Raw genomic sequence first — 17,931 nt, 5'->3', positions numbered from 1 at the left:
AAGAAATGATGAATAGTTTAATTGAAAATGTAAAAAATACGTTTATTGAACAGTTTAATTATCTGGCAACAGAGATTGTTCAAGCACCAGGTCGTGTTAATTTAATCGGTGAGCATACAGATTATAATGATGGATTTGTTTTACCTTGCGCCATTAATTATCAAACTATGGTGGCTGCCGCTAAACGTGAAGATAACATAGTTCGCGTCATTTCTGTTGATTACGGTAATCAAGAGGATCGCTTTGATATAACACAACCTATTGCATTTAATGAAGATAAAATGTGGGCTAATTATGTGCGGGGAGTTGTTAAATTTTTGCTCTCTAGAGGATTCGAGTTTAAAGGCGTAGATATCGTCGTCAGTGGCAATGTGCCTCAGGGCGCAGGCTTAAGCTCATCGGCTTCATTAGAAGTGGTGATTGGACAAACATTCAAAATACTTTATGACCTTGATATTAGCCAAGCAGAAGTCGCACTGAACGGTCAGCAAGCAGAAAATGAATTTGTAGGCTGTAATTGCGGCATTATGGATCAGCTTATTTCCGCACAGGGCCAAAAAAATCACGCGCTGTTAATCGATTGCCGTTCACTGCAAACAAAAGCAGTTCCTATGCCTGATGATTTGTCGATAGTGATTATTAACTCAAATAAGAGACGTGGACTGGTGGACAGTGAATACAATACACGACGACTGCAATGTGAAGAAGCCGCGCGTGTATTCGGTGTGCAGGCGTTACGTGATGTGAATATTGAGCAATTTAATGCGCGTATTACAGAGTTAGATGGCGTCGTTGCAAAACGTGCGCGTCATGTTATTACCGAAAATGAACGCACATTACAGGCCGCACAAGCGTTAAGTGACAATAATATTGTGCTAATGGGTAAGTTAATGGCGGAATCCCATGCGTCTATGCGCGATGATTTTGCAATTACAGTCACAGAAATCGATCAATTGGTTGATATTGTGAAAACAGAAATTGGGGAACAAGGGGGAGTACGTATGACTGGCGGTGGTTTTGGTGGCTGCATTGTGACCTTAATCCCAAGCGAACTGGTTGACTCCGTGAAAACGGCCGTTACTGACCAGTATCATGCTGCGACAGGATTAACTGCATCTATTTATGTTTGTAATGCCAGTGATGGCGCGGGCATTGTCTTATAAAAGTGTAAAGTGATTTAATAAGAGAAAATAATATGATGCTAAGTCGAGCAGAAAAGTTACAGAAAAGCATGACCATTGAGCCCGCTTTTGATGGTCAGTCCGCTAACATTTTTGTCTTAAAAAACAAGCAAGGTATGCGCGTCACACTGATGGATATTGGTGCAACTTGGCTCCGTTGTGAAATTCCCGTCGATGATGAAATGCGAGACGTCATTATTGGCGTGACGACAATGGCTGAACATTTACGTCAAACCGCTTATCTTGGTGCAACGATTGGACGCTTTGCGAATCGTCTTAGCGAAGGGCAATTTAATATCGCCGGGCAAGATTATCAAGTTGACACGAATCAAGGTAATAATACGCTACACGGTGGCACGATTGGCTTTGATAAGTGCCGCTGGGATTCACAGCAGTTAAATAATAGTGCGGTTACTTTTACACTACTATCCAAAGATGGCGACCAAGGTTTTCCCGGGAACTTACAAGTAAAAGTCACTTACCAGCTAAGCGAAGAAAATGAACTGCTGATTGATTATTGGGCCGTAACGGATAAAGCTTGTCCGGTAAACTTGACCAATCATGCTTATTTTAATTTGATGGGGGAATCTGGGCAAACTTGTTTACAGCATCAGTTGTCCATTGCCGCCGAGCAGTATGCACCGGTTAATGAAACGGGTATTCCGCTTGGGAATATTAAACGTGTTGCGGGCAGTAGTTTTGATTTTAGAGAGCTAAAAGAGATAGGCCAATCGTTCTTAAGCTGCCAAGAGCAGAGGATAATGGCGGGTTACGATCATCCATTTTTACTTAATAAAACGGATCAAGGTGGTAAAGAAGTGGCGGCGAAATGTGTTTCACCGGATAAAAAAGTCACTCTTGAAATAGCAACCACTCTGCCTGCCCTGCAATTTTATACGGGGAATTACTTAGCGGGAACCCCGAACCGCTCTGGAGGAACGTATAAGAATCTAAGCGCATTGGCGTTGGAAACTCAATTTTTACCCGACGCGCCCAATCACCCTGAATGGGATCAGCCCAGCTCAATATTGTTACCGGGTGAGGTATACGCCCATCAAACGTCGTATCACTTTACTATTGCCGATTAGCGGGGAGACATTATGTTCAAAAAAAGACAATGGATTACCGCATTGTCTTTTTTAGTCATGGCTTACGCCTTGCCGACAGAGTCTCTACGGACAATCGTCGGTGAAAAATGGAGAGGTTCTGGTTCAATACTCTCACCATTAGCCAGTTTTAATGCCAATATTGCTGCTTTTTCGGCCATCAGTTCTATCGGGTAATGGACCGTTGTCAGGCGCGGATAAAGATAGCGTGCAATTAAGCCGTCATCGAAGCCCATGATTGAAAGTTTATCCGGAACTGGGATACCGTTCTCCTGCGCAACTGATAATGCGCCTGCCGCCATGTAATCGTTGTAGGCTATTATCGCTGTTATATCTATCGATTTTGTCAACAAGTTGATCATGGCTTTCATGCCACCTTCGGCATCCGGGGAGCCTGACTCGATATAGTTTTTGGGCAATTTTATACCGTAGTGTTTAAGGGCTGCCAGGTAGCCCTGCTTCCGTTCGTCGGTATCTTCAATGCTATGATTTGATGCAATACAGGCTATCTTTGTGTGACCGTGGCGGATCAGGTACTCCGTTGCTAGATAGGCTCCTTTATAGTTATCCAGAGAAACGCATCGATCGGCTAGCGCTTCAATATGACGGTTGATCAGCACCATGCCTTTTATCTCTTTCGCATAGCTTATCAGTTCTTCATCCTTAAGCCCTTTGGAATGGATAATAAGTGCATCACAGCGGTTTTTAATCAATAACTCTATTGCTTCCCGTTCTTGCTGAGGATCATGGTAGCCGTTACCGATAAGGGTATGTTTTCCGTTTTGATAAGCAATTTTGTCAACGGTTTTGATTAATAAACCAAAAAATGGGTCTGAGACATCGCCGACCAGAACACCTACCGTATTAGCCTTTTTACTGACTAAAGCTTTTGCTGCGGCATTCGGACGATAACCGAGTTTATTCATTGCATTAGTCACCGCATCAATAGCAGATTTACTGGCTTTGGGGGATTTATTGACAACGCGAGACACAGTGGCAATAGATACACGGGCTTCTTTTGCTACGTCTTTTATTGTTGACATGATTTACCTTATTAAAATGAATGGTGCCATTATAACTAAAACTGTTCATGGATGCTTATCCACGAGACGCATTAGTGTAAGATTGAATTGTGAGCTGTCTAGCTTGTGCCCATATCCGGAATTTTATCTCTTCTTACTATTAAAACGCCTTGTTTGTAATCGTTTCCATTTGATTTGTTTCATAGATATGCATGATTTTAGATTTTTTTTCAATATTTATCTATATTACACAAACTTTTCGAGTGTTTTTCATATTTGTGACCGTCATTAAATAATGGCAAGTGGAAACGTTCACAGTGGCGTGGTTAATATCACGATAGGAATCGAATATAACACAAGGGGTAAACTTTCTGGACATAACGGTATTTGTTATCTAAGTCGGGGTTCCGTTATAAGAAAGGTAAGGAAAAGAGAAAAAAGCGCGACAGCCAGTGCGCAGAACGATGGTGATTTTTTATTCACGCGCCAGACAGGTTACCAGAAAAGTGAATTCATCCAGCAATATTCCTCTCAGTTGCATTAGATGCTGCTCAGAAGTGCTAATACCCGCCAGCATTACTGGCGGGTATTATATCAGTTCATCCAACGACCTGGTTTGGGCGTAAAGAAGCGCTGTTTGCGTTTAGGTGGCGTGCAGTTTGGCAAGCGATCTGCTGGGCTCAGGAGAATCCAATCGTCACGGTGTGCTGATCCCATCAGTTGCGCATCAGTTGTGTCGAAACATTTATATTTGGAATTCTGCGGGACCAAAAGGTAGCGCTTAGGTTTCTCTGTTATCCAGATCCAAGCGTTGCGTTCCTGCTCTCGGGCGGTGGCTAAATAACTAAAGTGGGTAATATCCACAGGCGAAAATAGAATAAATTGCTCTTTAAAATCAATCAGCCCCAGTTCGCCATCACCTATCGTCTCTCCTGTTTTTGCCATTATCGCCTCCGGGGTGCGAATTGGCTCAAGGATGCGATAGCCGAAGGTACTTATGAGTATCCAACCGATCGTAAGTATTACCCCCATGCGCAGTAATGATGCGTGTTTTCGTAACAGTACAAGGGTGGTTAACCACAACACACCGATAAAGAGAAGTAAGTATCCCGCGCTGATTATATCCACAGGATAGTCGACCAATTTTTTCAAAATCACCGGGTGTTTGGCGAGCGCCAATATCCCCGTCGTGGTTAACACCATAGCTAATAGCGTTAATAATCCGGTTATCAAGTATTCCAGCCAACGTTTAGGTTTTAGGTCGGTGATAATAGCTGCAATTGCCAGTGCAAACATCGGCAAGGCGGGCAGTATATATACGCCCCGTTTTCCCGGGCTGATACTGAAAAAGAGAATAACCAATACAACCCAGATTAATAAGATAGCAATAGTCGGCTCGGCTTTTACTTTGTCGATAAAACGGCGCCAGTGCGCCACTATCAATAGTGGTAAGGGAAACCACAGACCGGGCACAACGCTGACCAGATAGTAGTACCAGGGTTTAATGTGATGCCAAGAGTTAGCGTAGCGTTCACCTGTTTGTTTAAACAATATATTGTTTTGATAGGCAATCATTTCCGGGGTATGGTAATGCTGCACAATCAGTACCATGGGTATTACCCAGCAAGCAATTACGGCCAGCATAACAAGTGGCCCGGCTAAGCAGTTCCAACGTAATTTATCTGCAAATAATGTTTTGTTTTTAAGCCCATAAATAATGATAGGTAGCATCATGAATAGAGGTAAGAAGCCCACCCCCTTAGTGATAACGCCAAGTCCCATGAAAGCCCAGCCAGTGAAATACCAGCGCCAATGCGGGCCGCTCATAAAGTGCCGGATCAAACCATAACAACCGATAGTTATCCAGCACATGACCATAGCATCAATTTGTGCATTCTTGCTCTGCACTATAAATTGTGGGGCAAGCATTAACAGTAACGCGGCATTGCGTCCGACCTTGACACTCCATAAACGAGCGCCCAAATCGAAGACTAAAAATAGGGTAATAAATCCGGCGATCGCATTGGGTAATAAAAAAGCAACCTTTAAGCTTCCTGTGACCGCGTAAAATAGCGCGATAGACCACATAAACACGGGCGGTTTGTCAGGATAATATTCCCCCCCGCGCATCGGGAAAAACCACTGACCTGAATCGACCATTTCACGTGCAACCTCCGCAAAGCGTGGTTCATCAGCGGGCCAGGGGGAGCGCCAGCCGATACCCATTAACAGTATCACTGCAGCAAAGAGGAGTAATACAGTGAGCACTTTATAATAGTCATCGCTATTAAAGCGCGCAGAGAGAGAGCGGAAATAGGTGTTCATAATACCTCTTATTTGTAAGTCATCAGTTTATCAACCTGATTACGAAGACGAGTTTTATACAGATAAGCACCAATCGCAGAGGAGATAATAAAGAGTAGAATACTGATCATTAAGTTAGTTGAATCAGACAGTCCAATGCCAGCTCCGGCAAAACTAAAAATCAACATTTGTGGCCAAAAACCAATAAAACTGCCGGCAAAGAATTGTGATGCTTTTACATTGGTACCGCCCGCTAATATATTAGTTAACAGATTGCTGCCAATAGGAAGCAGTCGAATCATTAATACTTTCAGCCAGGTATGGCGATGGATAAGCGCTTCAAAACGGATAAGTTTGGAATGGAAGCGTCCCTGCAGGGTCTTTTTCAAGGTCAATCGAGCGACATAAAAACTGAGTACGCAACCTGCAAAGGTGGCTAATGTTGAATACAGCGCCCCGAGTAAACCGCCAAAAGCAAAGCCGAAAACAAAAGCGATCACTTGCCTGGGTCCGCCAATTCCAGTAAACAGTATTCCCAATAAAAAGATGGAGATAACACCTGACTGGCCATGTTTGTTGATATAATCAGCAACCCAATTACTATCAACTAAATGCTCAAAAAAACCTTGCTGTGCCACCAGCATCAATATCATTAGTATGATAATGACCAGAATAAATTTACCTAAACGCTTTTTCAATGTGATGCCTTGTTTGCATCCGTTGTGTCAGTTTTCGTTATTTGCGCTAAGCGCGCACGGCGGTTTAGCCACATCACGCCACAGATATCGACAATACCAACCCAAACACGATTCCATGCTGTATATTTTGAAACACCTTCAAGACGATCTCTGTGATTGACTACAACCACTTCAATCTCTCCACCCATACGGCGAATAAGTGCGGGAATATAACGATGCATATGGTCAAAATAGGGTAGTTTTAAGAAGGTGGCTTTAGGAAATAATTTTAAACCACAGCCGGTATCAGGAACGCCGTCATGCAAGAGGGCATCACGGATTTTATTGGCAACACGAGATTGAAAGCGAACCCAAGCTGTGTCTTTACGTTTTTTGCGGAAACCGGTAATACAATAGTCCGGATTTTTCATTGTGCTCACTAAAGCTAGCAATGCCGGAATATCGGCCGGATCATTTTGACCATCGGCATCCATGGTGACAATTAAACCGCCACGGGCATGTTGGACTCCGGTGTAGATAGCGGTACTTTGTCCGGTACTCTGCTCATGACGAATAGCGCGGGTCGCACAACCTAACCGCTCACCAACACGCAACAGTTCGCCAAATGTATCGTCACTACTGCCGTCATCGACAACCACAACTTCAAATGCGGTCAGATTGTTGAGTGCAAGGTGAATTTCTTCAACAAGTAAACCTATATTGGCTTGCTCATCTTTGGCAGGAATGACTACTGAAATCAATGTTAAACCCTTAATGTAATACTGCTGGTATGACGGAAAAACAAACGGAAAATACGCCACAAAATACCATAAATCAACTATCTAGCCAAAGCAATATTAAAAAAACATAAATAACCTTTCCCAAGTAAGGTTTATTAGATCTGTAATGAGCACTATTTTTTATCTCAACCTTCCTGAAATAGCTCACTCGATGCGACAGAGCAATAAATGAGTAATTGAAAATTGCTCATTAGTTATTAAATATTCCAGCAGCTTGGTATTTATTAGCCGTTAGGTATCACTAGGGTAATTAGCTTCTTCTAATGCAGTGCTGGCTTAATTAGTGTGATCTAATTTCAAGTTTCTTGAAATAACCAGACTTAGGGTAAGGTTTTGAAATAAATGTTGATCTAATACAGTATTGCCTTAATTAATTACCGCACAGTGATGCTATACCTTTATAGGTCAATTATTTAGAACGTGAAAATTTCTATGTCATCTAGAAGCTGGAAAATAGGGAAGTGGAGTTTGCGATGAAATGCAAAACGATAATATTAGTACTTTTACTGAGTTGGATTAACACTGTTACGGCAAGCAGTTCAGAAAAAACAGAAGATCAAGATTCAAGTCGTACCGATATGACCGCTGATCACTCTAAATTTGAACAGCTTGATAAAGATTTTGATTATGCCCCGGATATTACTGAAGCCTGTCTTGGATGTCATACCGAAGCGGCCAAACAGGTCCATAAAACTCTCCATTGGAAATGGGCGGCCAAAGTTGATGGAAAAATGGTGGGTAAAGGTCAAAATGGTTTTAATAACTATTGTGTTGCTGCGCGTGGAAATGCCAGTTGTACGCAATGCCATGCTGGTTATGGCTGGCGTAATGATGATTTTGATTTCGAAGCAGAGGAGAATGTTGATTGTCTGGTTTGTCATGATGGCACTGGGACTTATAAAAAATCGGCAGCTATGTCCGGCCACCCCTATTATGAAGCGACCCAGCTTGGTGATTTTCTTCAGCCCGCTGTTGATCTGAAAGCGGTTGCGCAAAGTGTTGGCGCTCCGAAACGGGAAAACTGCCTCGCATGTCACGCTAATGGTGGCGGTGGAAATGGTGTTAAACATGGTGATACCGATATGTCATTGGTTGATCCTGTACATTCCCTTGATGTTCATATGAGCCCTGAAAAACTGAATTTCAGCTGTCAAACCTGTCATAAAACCAGCGGTCATGAAATTGCCGGTCGTTATAACGGCAAAAAATCCTTTATTGATCATGAAAAAGATATGGGACGTATTGAACGTGACGGTAAAAATGTATCTTGTGAATCCTGCCATGGTAATAAACCGCATGATATTCGTGAAATTGATAATCACACTTCTAAAGTCGCTTGTACCTCTTGTCATATTCCAGAAATGGCGCGCGGACCTTACCTCACTAAATTAAGCTGGGATTGGTCTACGGCAACCAAAATGAAAGATGGCAAACCTTATACTGAAGAGAAACTTTTCGACGGGGTGGAAGCACACAGCTATATGAGTATAAAAGGGACATTCACTTGGGGGCGTAATGTGACACCGGAATACCGTTGGTATAAAGGTGAGTTAAAACAGAAAACCCTGCAAACAGTGATTGATCCTAACAGTGCGCCAATTGATATTAACCCGCCTACTGGCGATTACAACGATCCTGACGCGCGTATTTGGCCCTTTAAAGTGCATCGTGGCAAGCAGCCTTATGACACAGAGTTTAATCGCATTTTACCGATTAAGTTATACGGCAAAAAAGGGACTGGTGCGTTATGGACGGAATATGATTGGGCTAAGGCATTAACTGCCGGGGCGGAAAGTAATGAAGTCGAGTTTAGCGGTAAGTTTGCTTTTATTGAAACCAATGGTTTCTGGCCAATCAAACATATGGTTGCCCCTGCTGAGGATGCAGTTGACTGTAATGCCTGCCATGCTCGCGATAGTCGTTTAAAGGGCTTAAATGATTTCTACTTAATTGGTCGTGACAGTAACTTCTGGGTGGAACTATTTGGCTTGCTAGCGGTTGTTGGCGGTTTGCTGGGGGTAATGGGCCATAGTGCTTTACGTTATATAACGGCGCTTAGAAGAAAAAAGTTGCAAGTGCAGCAAGGCCAAGGAGACGATCGTGAGTAATCAATCGAGCAGTAAAATAGTAGTTATATTCAAACGTTTTGAACGCTTCTGGCATTGGGCGCAAGCGCTAATGATTTTGTTGTTATTGCTTACGGGCTTGGAGATGCATGGGCTGTTTAAGTTGTTCGGTTTTGGCTCTGCGGTTGAAACACATAATCTGATCGGCTTTGTCTGGACTGGGTTAGTGGTATTGATTTATACCTGGATCTTAACCACAGGCGAATGGCAGCAATATTTCCCAACACTGAAAGGAGTTGAAGGTACGCTGCGTTTTTACCTTTACGGCGTGTTTAAAGGTGAAAAGCATCCTCATCATATGACGCCCGAAGATAAATTTAATCCCCTGCAACGTTTAGGCTACATTGCAATCTTGTTTGGTCTGCTGCCATTACAGGTGATTAGCGGTTTCGCTTTTTACTACTTTCCTGATTTGCGCGCGGCAGGTGTGATAGGTCATGTTGATCTTATTGCCATTTTGCACACCTTTAATGCGTATGCGTTGCTTAGCTTTGTGGTGATTCATCTTTATATGACCACCTTTGGTGAAAAGTTATCCAGTCATATCAAGGCAATGATCACGGGCAAAGAGAAAATTGAAGAAGAATAAATTTTATACACGATAAGGAAACAACACTATGAAAAAACTAATTATGCTAACTCTGGGGTTAATACTGGCGTTCAATGTTTTTGCTGATGCAGCTAAGGGGCAGAAGTATTATTTGAAATATTTGCGCCCGCATTTTGCAATCAATGGTCAGGAGTTTGCCAGTCAGCACCTTAAGGTTGAATGGAAGCACCTATTTAAGAAAGATTCAAAACGTTTTATTAAAGAATACACAAAAAAATTCCCTGAATCGGCTGAGTTTCTAAACGGTGAGATATTCCAGAAAATAGCACCAGATGTGCAAGATTTTGCAATTAAGTATGCAGCGGACAGTGGTGAGCTGGCGAGTTGTAATTAAAGCTGGAAATAAGTTATATAGTTTAAGTTATTGGAAATGGTTCGAGTTAAGGCAGTAAATAGTTTTCAGCTGATTTTTAATAAGACAAGGAAGAACTCTATGAATAATAAGTTAACAGTAATCGCAGCCTCCTTATTAGTCGCTTTTTGTGCACCTGTATTTGCCGATCAGGCAGAGGATATAGCACAATTAAAAGAACAAGTTCGTGAACTGCAGACAAAGCTTGGCGGCACTAATTTGAAGTTTAATGCCGATTACCGCGTCACATCTGACAGCATTGAATACAAAATGGCCGATGGAACAACGGCTAAAAACAGTGCGCTACTGTCTAATCGTCTAGAGATCGGTATGGGTTACCAGCCCTTTGATAACCTGATTTTCCATGGCTTACTGTCATATAATAAGGCCTTTGGTGAGACAGGAATTAATTCAGACCCAAGGAATCCGGGCATGGGGAATTTTGATTGGGTTACCAATGAAAATCTCGACGATAACAGTCTCAAGGTAAAAGAAGTGTACATGTTATACCTGGGTGATAACTTCTTAGGCAGTGATTTAGACTGGAGCGGCAGTCTCGGTCGCCGTCCGTCAACAGATGGCTTTCTGGCTAATAACCGTAACGGTTATGATCAACCTAAATCACCGCTTGGCCATTCTATCAACGTTGAATTTGACGGTTTAAGCCTTGCCGTTAAGTTAGATAAACTAACTGGCATAAGTGGTATGGATGCTAAGCTTTGTGCAGGTCGCGGCTTAAGTGCAACAGCGACACCCCGATTTTCCAGCACAGGTGCGGATTACAGCGATACAGGCGCAATGGATAATATTGATATGATAGGGCTGATTTTCACACCTTATAATAACGGTCAATATGATATTAAAGCGCAGTACTACTATTCTAATAACCTAATTGATATGGGGTATGATAATACAGGTACTCCAACGGGGTTTGAGCAACTGGGCGATCTGCAGAACTTAACCTTATCAATGCAGGTTAACGGTGTCGGAGAGTTCATTAATGACTTCTTAGATGACACCGTACTGTTTGCTTCCGTCTCTGCTTCACAGACCCTTCCCGATGGCGGTATGACTGCCGGCGGCAATTACGGCATGTTAGGCTCTCAGGATAACGAAACAGGTTATTCATATTGGGTTGGCGCGACAGTGCCGGCTTTCTTTGAGGGGGATCGCTTTGGTCTGGAGTTTAATCACGGCTCTAAATACTGGCGCTCGTTTACTTACGGTGAAGACACCTTAATTGGTTCGAAAATAGCGGCGCGTGGTGATGCTTATGAAGCGTATTACAATATACCCATTATAGGTGAGTCGTTATACTTCCAGCTTCGTTATACCTACATCAACTACGATTACTCTGGCAGTAACGGCTTCTTTGGTAACAGCGGTGCACCAATGACCATGGCAGAAGCGAATGCCATGGGAATGGGCGGCATGGTTGCTGAAAGCGCTCAGGATATACGGGCAATGATCCGTTATAACTATTAACCGATAGGATAAGTGACTTAAAAGCAGTGGCCGCTCACAATGGCGGCACTGCTGTTTATTGAGCAAGATAAAAAATCGCTTATATGCAGTACGATTTTCCGCATGGGAGCAAGCGGTTTATATTGATGGTGTGAATCGAAAACGTACGGCCTCAAAATCAATAACACTATTATCTTCTATTTTTATCCCTTCAGCGCGCAGTAATGCAATTTTTTTATCCACTCCCAATGAGTAATTGCCAACTTCACCATTACTTTTTACCACGCGATGGCAAGGCACAATAATCGGATTGGGATTGGCTGCCATGGCATTGCCCACTGCTTGATAAGCTTTACAATTTAACGCCTGGGCAATATCTCCATAGGTCACAAGCCTGCCTGAGGGGATCTGTTTTAATAGCGCATAGCACCGTTCATTAAAGCGGCTTGGGTCAGGCAATGCTATCAACCTCTTGCTCGGTTAGGTAACGCCATTCGCCAGGGGCGAGCTTTGTATCTAAGCTTATTTGGCCAATTTTCTCGCGGTGTAATTCGCTTACATGGTTACCAATAGCCGCAAACATGCGTTTAACCTGATGATATTTTCCTTCGCTGATGGTTAGTAAAACTTCGTTTTCAGAAATCAGTTCCAATTCTGCCGGTAAACAGAGCTGGTTTTCGCTTTTAAGCTGAATGCCTGTTTTAAACAATTCGACAGCGCTAGCTTGGATCGGCTCGGCAAGTTCGACGCGGTAACGTTTCGCACATTTTTTTCTTGGGCTGGTTATTTTATGAGACCATTGACCGTCATCGGTAATAAGGGCTAACCCAGTTGTATCGGCATCTAAGCGTCCGGCAATACACAGCTGTTCTGGTTTGTCGACTTTGATTAGATTGATGATGCTGGGTAACTGCTCGTCAACGGTTGAACAGATATAATCTTTGGGTTTATTAAGCATAATATAGCGTGCAGTGCGCACATTAATTAGTTTGCCATCCAAACTGATCGCTTCATTGCCTGCTACTTTATAAGCGCTATTACGCACGGTTGTGTCTGCGCTGGTGATTCGTCCCTGCATAATCACTTTTTTAGCTTGGCTTCTGGTTAACGTTGTTGCTTGGCAAATATATTTATCTAGGCGCATAATTCTCTTCTTGTGCAAATAATTGTGTGATGGCGCTTTTGAGGGCACTTTGAGCTTGTTTTTTACCAGTAAGATGGTGTTTTTTACAGATCTCCTCCCAGCTGTTATTTTGCAATATTTTTTGTATTGTAAGGCATTGCTGCGTTTTGCTTAAGCTTTTTAAATTACAGGTTAACATGAGTGTAATTAAAACAGGCTCGACGAATTCATAAGGGAGATTGCCTTGTAGGTAGCTGCCCAGTTGCACAGATTGCGGTTGCTTTTTGCTGAACTCCTGTAATATGTTGGCAACGAGCTCGGCATCCATCTGTTGCAGATGGCGACTTAATTGTATGGCGAATTGCCCGCTAAATTGCTGATGAATTTCAGCATGTAATAGCTTGCCTTGATTAGACAGTGGCTTATTAACAATAACTGAGTGGGTTCCGCTGCTATGATCTATGCTGAAACCGATGCGCAGTGTGCTAAAGGCTAATTGCTGCCAAAAAGATAACAGCCCGGCTGTTGCTCCAAAGCTTGCGCACAGGTGATCAAATTTCTGTTTTTTTGCCCAGTCAGTCAAGTGGCTAATAAATTGTTTGCCCAAGCCTAAATTTTGTAAGGAGGGATGAATCGCTATTCTTTGTATGCGGGCATAGCGGTAAGAGGCTGCTTGTTTGCACGCACTATGGAAAGTCAGCGATTGTGCAACTAAATGCCCTTGTACCCTCCGCGTACCACGCCATATATTCTCACACATCATGGGCTCAAAGCCACCTTCGTCATTGATCAACGCCACACCCAGTAGTTGTTTGTTTTGCCTGACTACAAAAATATGCAGCGCGGTGTCATTGAGCAGCTTTTCTAAATCTGAAGGTTTAGTTTGATAGTGAGCCAATACTAATAAAGAAAAAGTATCTTGCAGCAGCGCTTTATTGTGCAGCAATTGATGGCGGTCTAATTTTTCAAATTGGACTGTTTGATGCGCTTGGTAGTGGGGCAACTGAGACGCAGATTCCGTCAAGCAGAGACTATTTAAAGTAAAGGATTCAAGCGGATCATTGACTGCCCAGCGAATGGGTTGATCGAGATGAACTTGTCGCCACTGCGGCGCTATCTTGTTTAACTGTTTTTGAAAGCGCAGGGCAAAACCGCGGCCAGAGCCTTCATAACCATGCACCGTAGTAGCAAAAACTAAACGTGCATAATGGTGAGCTAACGCTTCTAATGTAGGTACAGGCAATGCAGCAGCTTCATCAATAATAAGCAGGTCGCATTTGGGTTTCTCGGCGAGCAGTCTGTCAGGTGCGATAAACTGGATCGATTTCTCTTGATCAAGCACTGAGAATTCGGCTTGATGCTGTGCATTTAATAATGAACGGGCATGTTTGAAAAGCGTCACAGTAGCTTGTTTGTTGGGCGCGCAGACTAAGACAGTTTTAATACCGGTATTGAGTAAATGAGCCGCGGCGATACCCAGCGCTGCTGATTTTCCTCTTCCTCTATTGGCGGTTAATACCAGCGGTCGATGGCGGTGTCCTGTCACTGTTTTAATGATCGCTGTGATCGCACTCTTTTGCTGAGTTAAATAGAGGTCATTATTTATAGCGGTTTGCGGCAAGCAGGTCGAACTGATAGGCAGGGGGTGGCTCTGCCTGACACTCATAAAATTATACAGAAGAAACTGGGAATTCAGGTATTGGTGGAAGAGATCGTTTTTATCGATTTCAGTTGGACTGATAAGCAGTAATAAACCGCCCCCGCGCAGTGCACCTTCGCTTGCCGCAAAAGCATTGGCATCAAAACTGTCATACGCATTGATAATTAATAGTGTGACCTCTTGGCCTAATATTTGTTTAAAAGGGGTAGAGGTGATTGCACTCGGAGAGGGGCCACACCAAAAGTAGGGCTGCTGTAAATGGGTAATTAAAAAGGTAGCTTGTTGGTAACACCAAACTAAATCGCCCTGCAGGCGTAATATTTGACGATGATTATCAATAATCGCTTGCTGTTGAATATTTTGGGCAAATGAAAGAAGTGCTGACACAGGTATTCCTAGTTTTACTACGACTATATACTGAGTATATCACTGTCAAATAGTGATTGGCTGCAGTCAATTGAGAGATCACCGCATAAGGGTGATCGACACAAGATCCTTATGATTATTTTTTAAACGAAAGAACAAGAAAAGCTTGCATTAACCTACAGTAACTGTAATATGACCGTACTTGCCAATATGGCAGGCGGGCAATACGCCCCATAATCTGATTTATTAGATTATCAAATGACTCCCGATTGGGGAGTGACTAGTTTGAATGAACACTTAAGATCTATCTTTGATAGGTGGTTAGGTGTTTGTTTGTATGTTGTATTTTTAACTATTGGAGTTTTGGTCCATGCAGAACCAAAGAATCCGTATCCGCCTTAAAGCTTTTGATCATAAATTGATCGATCAATCAACGGCGGAGATCGTTGAAACTGCAAAGCGCACAGGTGCTCAGGTACGTGGTCCTATCCCACTACCAACTCGTAAAGAGCGTTTCACCATTTTGGTATCACCGCATGTAAATAAAGATGCTCGTGACCAATATGAGATTCGCACTCACAAGCGCTTGATTGATATCGTAGAACCAACTGAAAAGACTGTTGACGCACTAATGAAGCTAGATTTAGCTGCTGGCGTTGACGTTCAAATCAGCTTGGGTTAGAAGGAGTTATAACAATGACAATCGGTCTAGTAGGTCGTAAAATTGGTATGACTCGCGTCTTCACTGAAGATGGTGTTTCTATCCCAGTTACCGTTCTTGAATGCACACCAAATCGCGTTACTCAAGTGAAAACACTTGATACTGATGGCTACCAAGCTATTCAAGTAACAGCTGGCGTTAAGAAAGCCAGCCGTGTAAACAAGCCAGAAGCGGGACACTTTGCGAAAGCAGGTGTTGAAGCTGGCCGTGGTCTGTGGGAGTTTACTCTTGCTGACAACGAAGGTGCAGATATCAAAGTTGGCGCTGAGCTAAGTGTTGAGCTTTTCAACGAAAATACGAAAGTAGATGTAACAGGTCAGTCTAAAGGTAAAGGTTTCCAAGGTGGTATTAAACGTTGGAACTTTTCCATGCAAGACGCAACTCACGGTAACTCATTATCACATCGTTCAAATGGTTCGATTGGTATGTGTCAAACTCCGGGTCGTGTTTTTAAAGGCAAAAAAATGTCTGGCCACATGGGTGATGAGCGTGTAACGACTCAAAACCTTGATGTTGTTCGCATAGACGTTGAACGCAACCTACTGCTCATTAAAGGTGCAGTACCCGGTGCGAAAAACGGCGATGTGTTCATTAAACCTGCTGTTAAAGCATAACCAAGGAGCTAGTATGGAATTGGTATTGAAAGATGCACAAAGTGCTCTTGAAGTTTCTGACGCTACCTTTGGACGTGAATTCAATGAAGCCCTAGTTCATCAGGTAGTCGTTGCTTATGCAGCTGGTGCTCGTCAAGGTACTCGCGCTCAGAAAACTCGTAGCGATGTACGTGGTGGTGGTAAGAAGCCATGGCGTCAAAAAGGTACGGGCCGCGCTCGTGCTGGTACAATCCGTAGCCCAATATGGGTTGGCGGTGGTGTAACTTTTGCTGCACGTCCACAGGACCACAGTCAGAAAGTTAACAAAAAAATGTACCGCGGTGCGATTAGAAGTATTTTTTCTGAGTTAGTTCGTCAGGATCGTCTAATTGTTGTCGAAAACTTCAGCGTTGAAGCTCCGAAAACTCAAGAGCTTAAAGCTAAGTTAAAAGAACTGGATCTGAAAGATGTATTAATCATCACTGAAGAATTAGATGAAAATCTATTCTTAGCAGCACGTAACCTCTACAAAGTAGACGTTCGTGATGTTCAAGGTATTGATCCAGTAAGCCTAATCGCATTTGATAAAGTTTTAGTAACTGCTGATGCAGTGAAAAAGATTGAGGAGAGCCTAGCATGATCAGTGAAACACGTTTACTGCAAGTTATTCTCGCCCCGCATATCTCTGAAAAGGGAACTTTATCTGCTGAAAACCATAACACTATGGTATTCAAAGTTGCTGGTAATGCAACTAAAGCAGAAATCAAAGCGGCAGTTCAGAAACTGTTCGAAGTTGAAGTTACTGGTGTTTGCACACTTAACGTGAAGGGTAAAACCAAGCGTACAGGACAACGTATAGGTCGCCGTAGCGACTGGAAAAAAGCATACGTTACTCTTGTTGAAGGTGCTGACATCGATTTCGCCGGCGCTGAGTAGAGGAATTATAAATGGCTATTGTAAAATGTAAGCCTACGTCTCCAGGTCGTCGCCACTTAGTTAAAGTGGTAAATAACGATCTGCACAAAGGCAAGCCATACGCACCACTTTTAGAGGCTAAATCTAAATCAGGTGGTCGTAATAATGGCGGTCGTATTACGGTTCGTCACATCGGTGGTGGTCACAAACAACACTACCGTATTGTTGACTTTAAACGTAATAAAGACGGTATCCCAGCAAAAGTTGAGCGTTTGGAATATGATCCAAACCGCAGTGCAAACATTGCACTCGTACTTTATGCTGATGGTGAGCGTCGCTACATTCTAGCGCCTAAAGGCCTAGTTGCTGGTGATGCAATCCAATCTGGTGAAGATGCATCTATTAAAGTAGGTAACTGCTTACCGATGCGTAACATCCCAGTGGGTACAACTGTACATGCTGTAGAAATGAAACCTGCTAAAGGTGCGCAAATTGCACGTTCAGCTGGTGCATACAGCCAAATTGTAGCTCGTGATGGTGCTTACGTGACCCTACGTTTACGTAGTGGTGAAATGCGTAAGATCCCTGCTGAGTGTCGTGCAACAATCGGTGAAGTTGGTAATGCAGAACATATGCTACGCCAATTAGGTAAAGCTGGTGCTACGCGTTGGCGTGGTGTTCGTCCTACCGTTCGTGGTGTTGTAATGAACCCAGTAGATCACCCACATGGTGGTGGTGAAGGTAAGTCATCGGGTGGTCGTCATCCTGTGTCTCCTTGGGGTATGCCAACTAAAGGCTACAAAACTCGTAAGAATAAGAGTACTGATCAGTACATTGTTCGTCGTCGTAACAAGAAATAAGCAGAGGTATCGCCATGCCACGTTCTCTCAAGAAAGGTCCTTTCATTGACC

At 43.1% G+C, this 17,931-nt stretch carries 18 protein-coding genes; 11 read left to right on the top strand and 7 right to left on the bottom strand.

Features of this window, described 5'->3' with window-relative positions; all coding sequences use genetic code 11:
- Positions 1–8 precede the first annotated feature (8 nt).
- Positions 9–1,163, top strand: a complete 1,155-nt coding sequence (galK, locus tag ACJAT7_RS08755; protein ID WP_415226430.1) for a galactokinase — start codon at positions 9–11, stop codon at positions 1,161–1,163.
- Between the two features lie 32 nt (positions 1,164–1,195).
- Entirely contained in the window at positions 1,196–2,269 is a 1,074-nt protein-coding gene (gene galM, locus ACJAT7_RS08750) for a galactose-1-epimerase (protein ID WP_415226419.1), read from the top strand.
- 62 nt (positions 2,270–2,331) lie between these two features.
- Here the strand turns inward: galM and ACJAT7_RS08745 are convergent, their stop codons facing one another.
- From ACJAT7_RS08745 to ACJAT7_RS08730, 4 genes are all read right to left on the bottom strand, one after another.
- Positions 2,332–3,330, bottom strand: coding sequence for a substrate-binding domain-containing protein (locus ACJAT7_RS08745; protein WP_415226418.1), 999 nt, complete (start codon positions 3,328–3,330; stop codon positions 2,332–2,334).
- Positions 3,331–3,903: 573 nt separating this feature from the next.
- On the bottom strand, positions 3,904–5,634 hold the full coding sequence (locus ACJAT7_RS08740) for an ArnT family glycosyltransferase (protein WP_415226417.1): 1,731 nt from the start codon (positions 5,632–5,634) through the stop codon (positions 3,904–3,906).
- 8 nt (positions 5,635–5,642) lie between these two features.
- Positions 5,643–6,266, bottom strand: coding sequence for a TVP38/TMEM64 family protein (locus ACJAT7_RS08735; protein WP_415226429.1), 624 nt, complete (start codon positions 6,264–6,266; stop codon positions 5,643–5,645).
- Between the two features lie 41 nt (positions 6,267–6,307).
- Entirely contained in the window at positions 6,308–7,051 is a 744-nt protein-coding gene (locus tag ACJAT7_RS08730) for a glycosyltransferase family 2 protein (RefSeq protein ID WP_415226416.1), read from the bottom strand.
- Positions 7,052–7,563: 512 nt separating this feature from the next.
- On the opposite strand from ACJAT7_RS08730, the gene ACJAT7_RS08725 reads away from it, so the two are divergent.
- From ACJAT7_RS08725 to ACJAT7_RS08710, 4 genes are all read left to right on the top strand, one after another.
- The gene (locus ACJAT7_RS08725) at positions 7,564–9,198 is read left to right on the top strand and encodes a tetrathionate reductase family octaheme c-type cytochrome (protein WP_415226415.1); all 1,635 of its coding nucleotides are present in this window, start codon (positions 7,564–7,566) and stop codon (positions 9,196–9,198) included.
- Positions 9,191–9,805, top strand: coding sequence for a cytochrome b/b6 domain-containing protein (locus ACJAT7_RS08720; protein WP_415226414.1), 615 nt, complete (start codon positions 9,191–9,193; stop codon positions 9,803–9,805). Before ACJAT7_RS08725 ends, ACJAT7_RS08720 begins: the two co-directional genes overlap by 8 nt.
- A gap of 28 nt (positions 9,806–9,833) precedes the next feature.
- A complete protein-coding gene (locus tag ACJAT7_RS08715; RefSeq protein ID WP_415226413.1) occupies positions 9,834–10,160 on the top strand; it encodes a hypothetical protein in 327 nt (108 codons plus the stop codon).
- 99 nt (positions 10,161–10,259) lie between these two features.
- Positions 10,260–11,663, top strand: coding sequence for a DUF3373 family protein (locus ACJAT7_RS08710; RefSeq protein WP_415226412.1), 1,404 nt, complete (start codon positions 10,260–10,262; stop codon positions 11,661–11,663).
- A 117-nt stretch (positions 11,664–11,780) separates the two neighbouring features.
- Here ACJAT7_RS08710 and ACJAT7_RS08705 read toward each other — a convergent pair whose 3' ends face one another.
- The 3 genes from ACJAT7_RS08705 to ACJAT7_RS08695 are packed head-to-tail and all read right to left on the bottom strand — an operon-like array spanning position 11,781 to position 14,812.
- A complete protein-coding gene (locus ACJAT7_RS08705) occupies positions 11,781–12,101 on the bottom strand; it encodes an MGMT family protein (protein ID WP_415226411.1) in 321 nt (106 codons plus the stop codon).
- A complete protein-coding gene (gene rsuA / locus ACJAT7_RS08700) occupies positions 12,094–12,786 on the bottom strand; it encodes a 16S rRNA pseudouridine(516) synthase RsuA (RefSeq protein WP_415226410.1) in 693 nt (230 codons plus the stop codon). Before rsuA ends, ACJAT7_RS08705 begins: the two co-directional genes overlap by 8 nt.
- Complete coding sequence (locus tag ACJAT7_RS08695) at positions 12,773–14,812, bottom strand: tRNA(Met) cytidine acetyltransferase TmcA (RefSeq protein ID WP_415226409.1); 2,040 nt, start codon at positions 14,810–14,812, stop codon at positions 12,773–12,775. Before ACJAT7_RS08695 ends, rsuA begins: the two co-directional genes overlap by 14 nt.
- Before the next feature lie 349 nt (positions 14,813–15,161).
- Here ACJAT7_RS08695 and rpsJ point away from each other — a divergent pair, with 349 nt between their 5' ends.
- The 5 genes from rpsJ to rplB are packed head-to-tail and all read left to right on the top strand — an operon-like array spanning position 15,162 to position 17,880.
- Entirely contained in the window at positions 15,162–15,473 is a 312-nt protein-coding gene (gene rpsJ / locus ACJAT7_RS08690; RefSeq protein ID WP_011771756.1) for a 30S ribosomal protein S10, read from the top strand.
- Positions 15,474–15,487: 14 nt separating this feature from the next.
- The gene (gene rplC / locus ACJAT7_RS08685; RefSeq protein ID WP_415226408.1) at positions 15,488–16,126 is read left to right on the top strand and encodes a 50S ribosomal protein L3; all 639 of its coding nucleotides are present in this window, start codon (positions 15,488–15,490) and stop codon (positions 16,124–16,126) included.
- Positions 16,127–16,139: 13 nt separating this feature from the next.
- Positions 16,140–16,745 (top strand): 50S ribosomal protein L4, encoded by a 606-nt coding sequence (gene rplD / locus ACJAT7_RS08680; protein WP_415226407.1) that lies wholly within the window; start codon positions 16,140–16,142, stop codon positions 16,743–16,745.
- Positions 16,742–17,041 carry a 50S ribosomal protein L23 gene (rplW, locus tag ACJAT7_RS08675; protein WP_415226406.1) on the top strand — a complete coding sequence of 100 codons (300 nt, stop codon included), beginning with the start codon at positions 16,742–16,744 and terminating at the stop codon, positions 17,039–17,041. The genes rplD and rplW overlap by 4 nt, the downstream gene beginning before the upstream one ends.
- Positions 17,042–17,052: 11 nt before the next feature.
- Positions 17,053–17,880, top strand: coding sequence for a 50S ribosomal protein L2 (rplB, locus tag ACJAT7_RS08670; protein WP_415226405.1), 828 nt, complete (start codon positions 17,053–17,055; stop codon positions 17,878–17,880).
- Positions 17,881–17,931 lie beyond the last annotated feature (51 nt).

Source organism: Psychromonas sp. (assembly GCF_047632995.1).
Taxonomy (GTDB): domain Bacteria; phylum Pseudomonadota; class Gammaproteobacteria; order Enterobacterales; family Psychromonadaceae; genus Psychromonas.
Note: the sequence above shows the minus strand (reverse complement) of the source record. Positions and strands in the feature narration are given on the sequence as shown.

Bases quoted from the DNA above. Each gene is read 5' to 3' on its own strand.
- galK (WP_415226430.1), top strand. From the start codon at position 9: ATGAATAGTTTAATTGAAAATGTAAAAAATACGTTTATTGAACAGTTT.
- galM (WP_415226419.1), top strand. From the start codon at position 1,196: ATGATGCTAAGTCGAGCAGAAAAGTTACAGAAAAGCATGACCATTGAG.
- ACJAT7_RS08745 (WP_415226418.1), bottom strand. From the start codon at position 3,330: ATGTCAACAATAAAAGACGTAGCAAAAGAAGCCCGTGTATCTATTGCC.
- ACJAT7_RS08740 (WP_415226417.1), bottom strand. From the start codon at position 5,634: ATGAACACCTATTTCCGCTCTCTCTCTGCGCGCTTTAATAGCGATGAC.
- ACJAT7_RS08735 (WP_415226429.1), bottom strand. From the start codon at position 6,266: ATGATATTGATGCTGGTGGCACAGCAAGGTTTTTTTGAGCATTTAGTT.
- ACJAT7_RS08725 (WP_415226415.1), top strand. From the start codon at position 7,564: ATGAAATGCAAAACGATAATATTAGTACTTTTACTGAGTTGGATTAAC.
- ACJAT7_RS08715 (WP_415226413.1), top strand. From the start codon at position 9,834: ATGAAAAAACTAATTATGCTAACTCTGGGGTTAATACTGGCGTTCAAT.
- ACJAT7_RS08710 (WP_415226412.1), top strand. From the start codon at position 10,260: ATGAATAATAAGTTAACAGTAATCGCAGCCTCCTTATTAGTCGCTTTT.
- rsuA (WP_415226410.1), bottom strand. From the start codon at position 12,786: ATGCGCCTAGATAAATATATTTGCCAAGCAACAACGTTAACCAGAAGC.
- rpsJ (WP_011771756.1), top strand. From the start codon at position 15,162: ATGCAGAACCAAAGAATCCGTATCCGCCTTAAAGCTTTTGATCATAAA.
- rplC (WP_415226408.1), top strand. From the start codon at position 15,488: ATGACAATCGGTCTAGTAGGTCGTAAAATTGGTATGACTCGCGTCTTC.
- rplD (WP_415226407.1), top strand. From the start codon at position 16,140: ATGGAATTGGTATTGAAAGATGCACAAAGTGCTCTTGAAGTTTCTGAC.
- rplW (WP_415226406.1), top strand. From the start codon at position 16,742: ATGATCAGTGAAACACGTTTACTGCAAGTTATTCTCGCCCCGCATATC.
- rplB (WP_415226405.1), top strand. From the start codon at position 17,053: ATGGCTATTGTAAAATGTAAGCCTACGTCTCCAGGTCGTCGCCACTTA.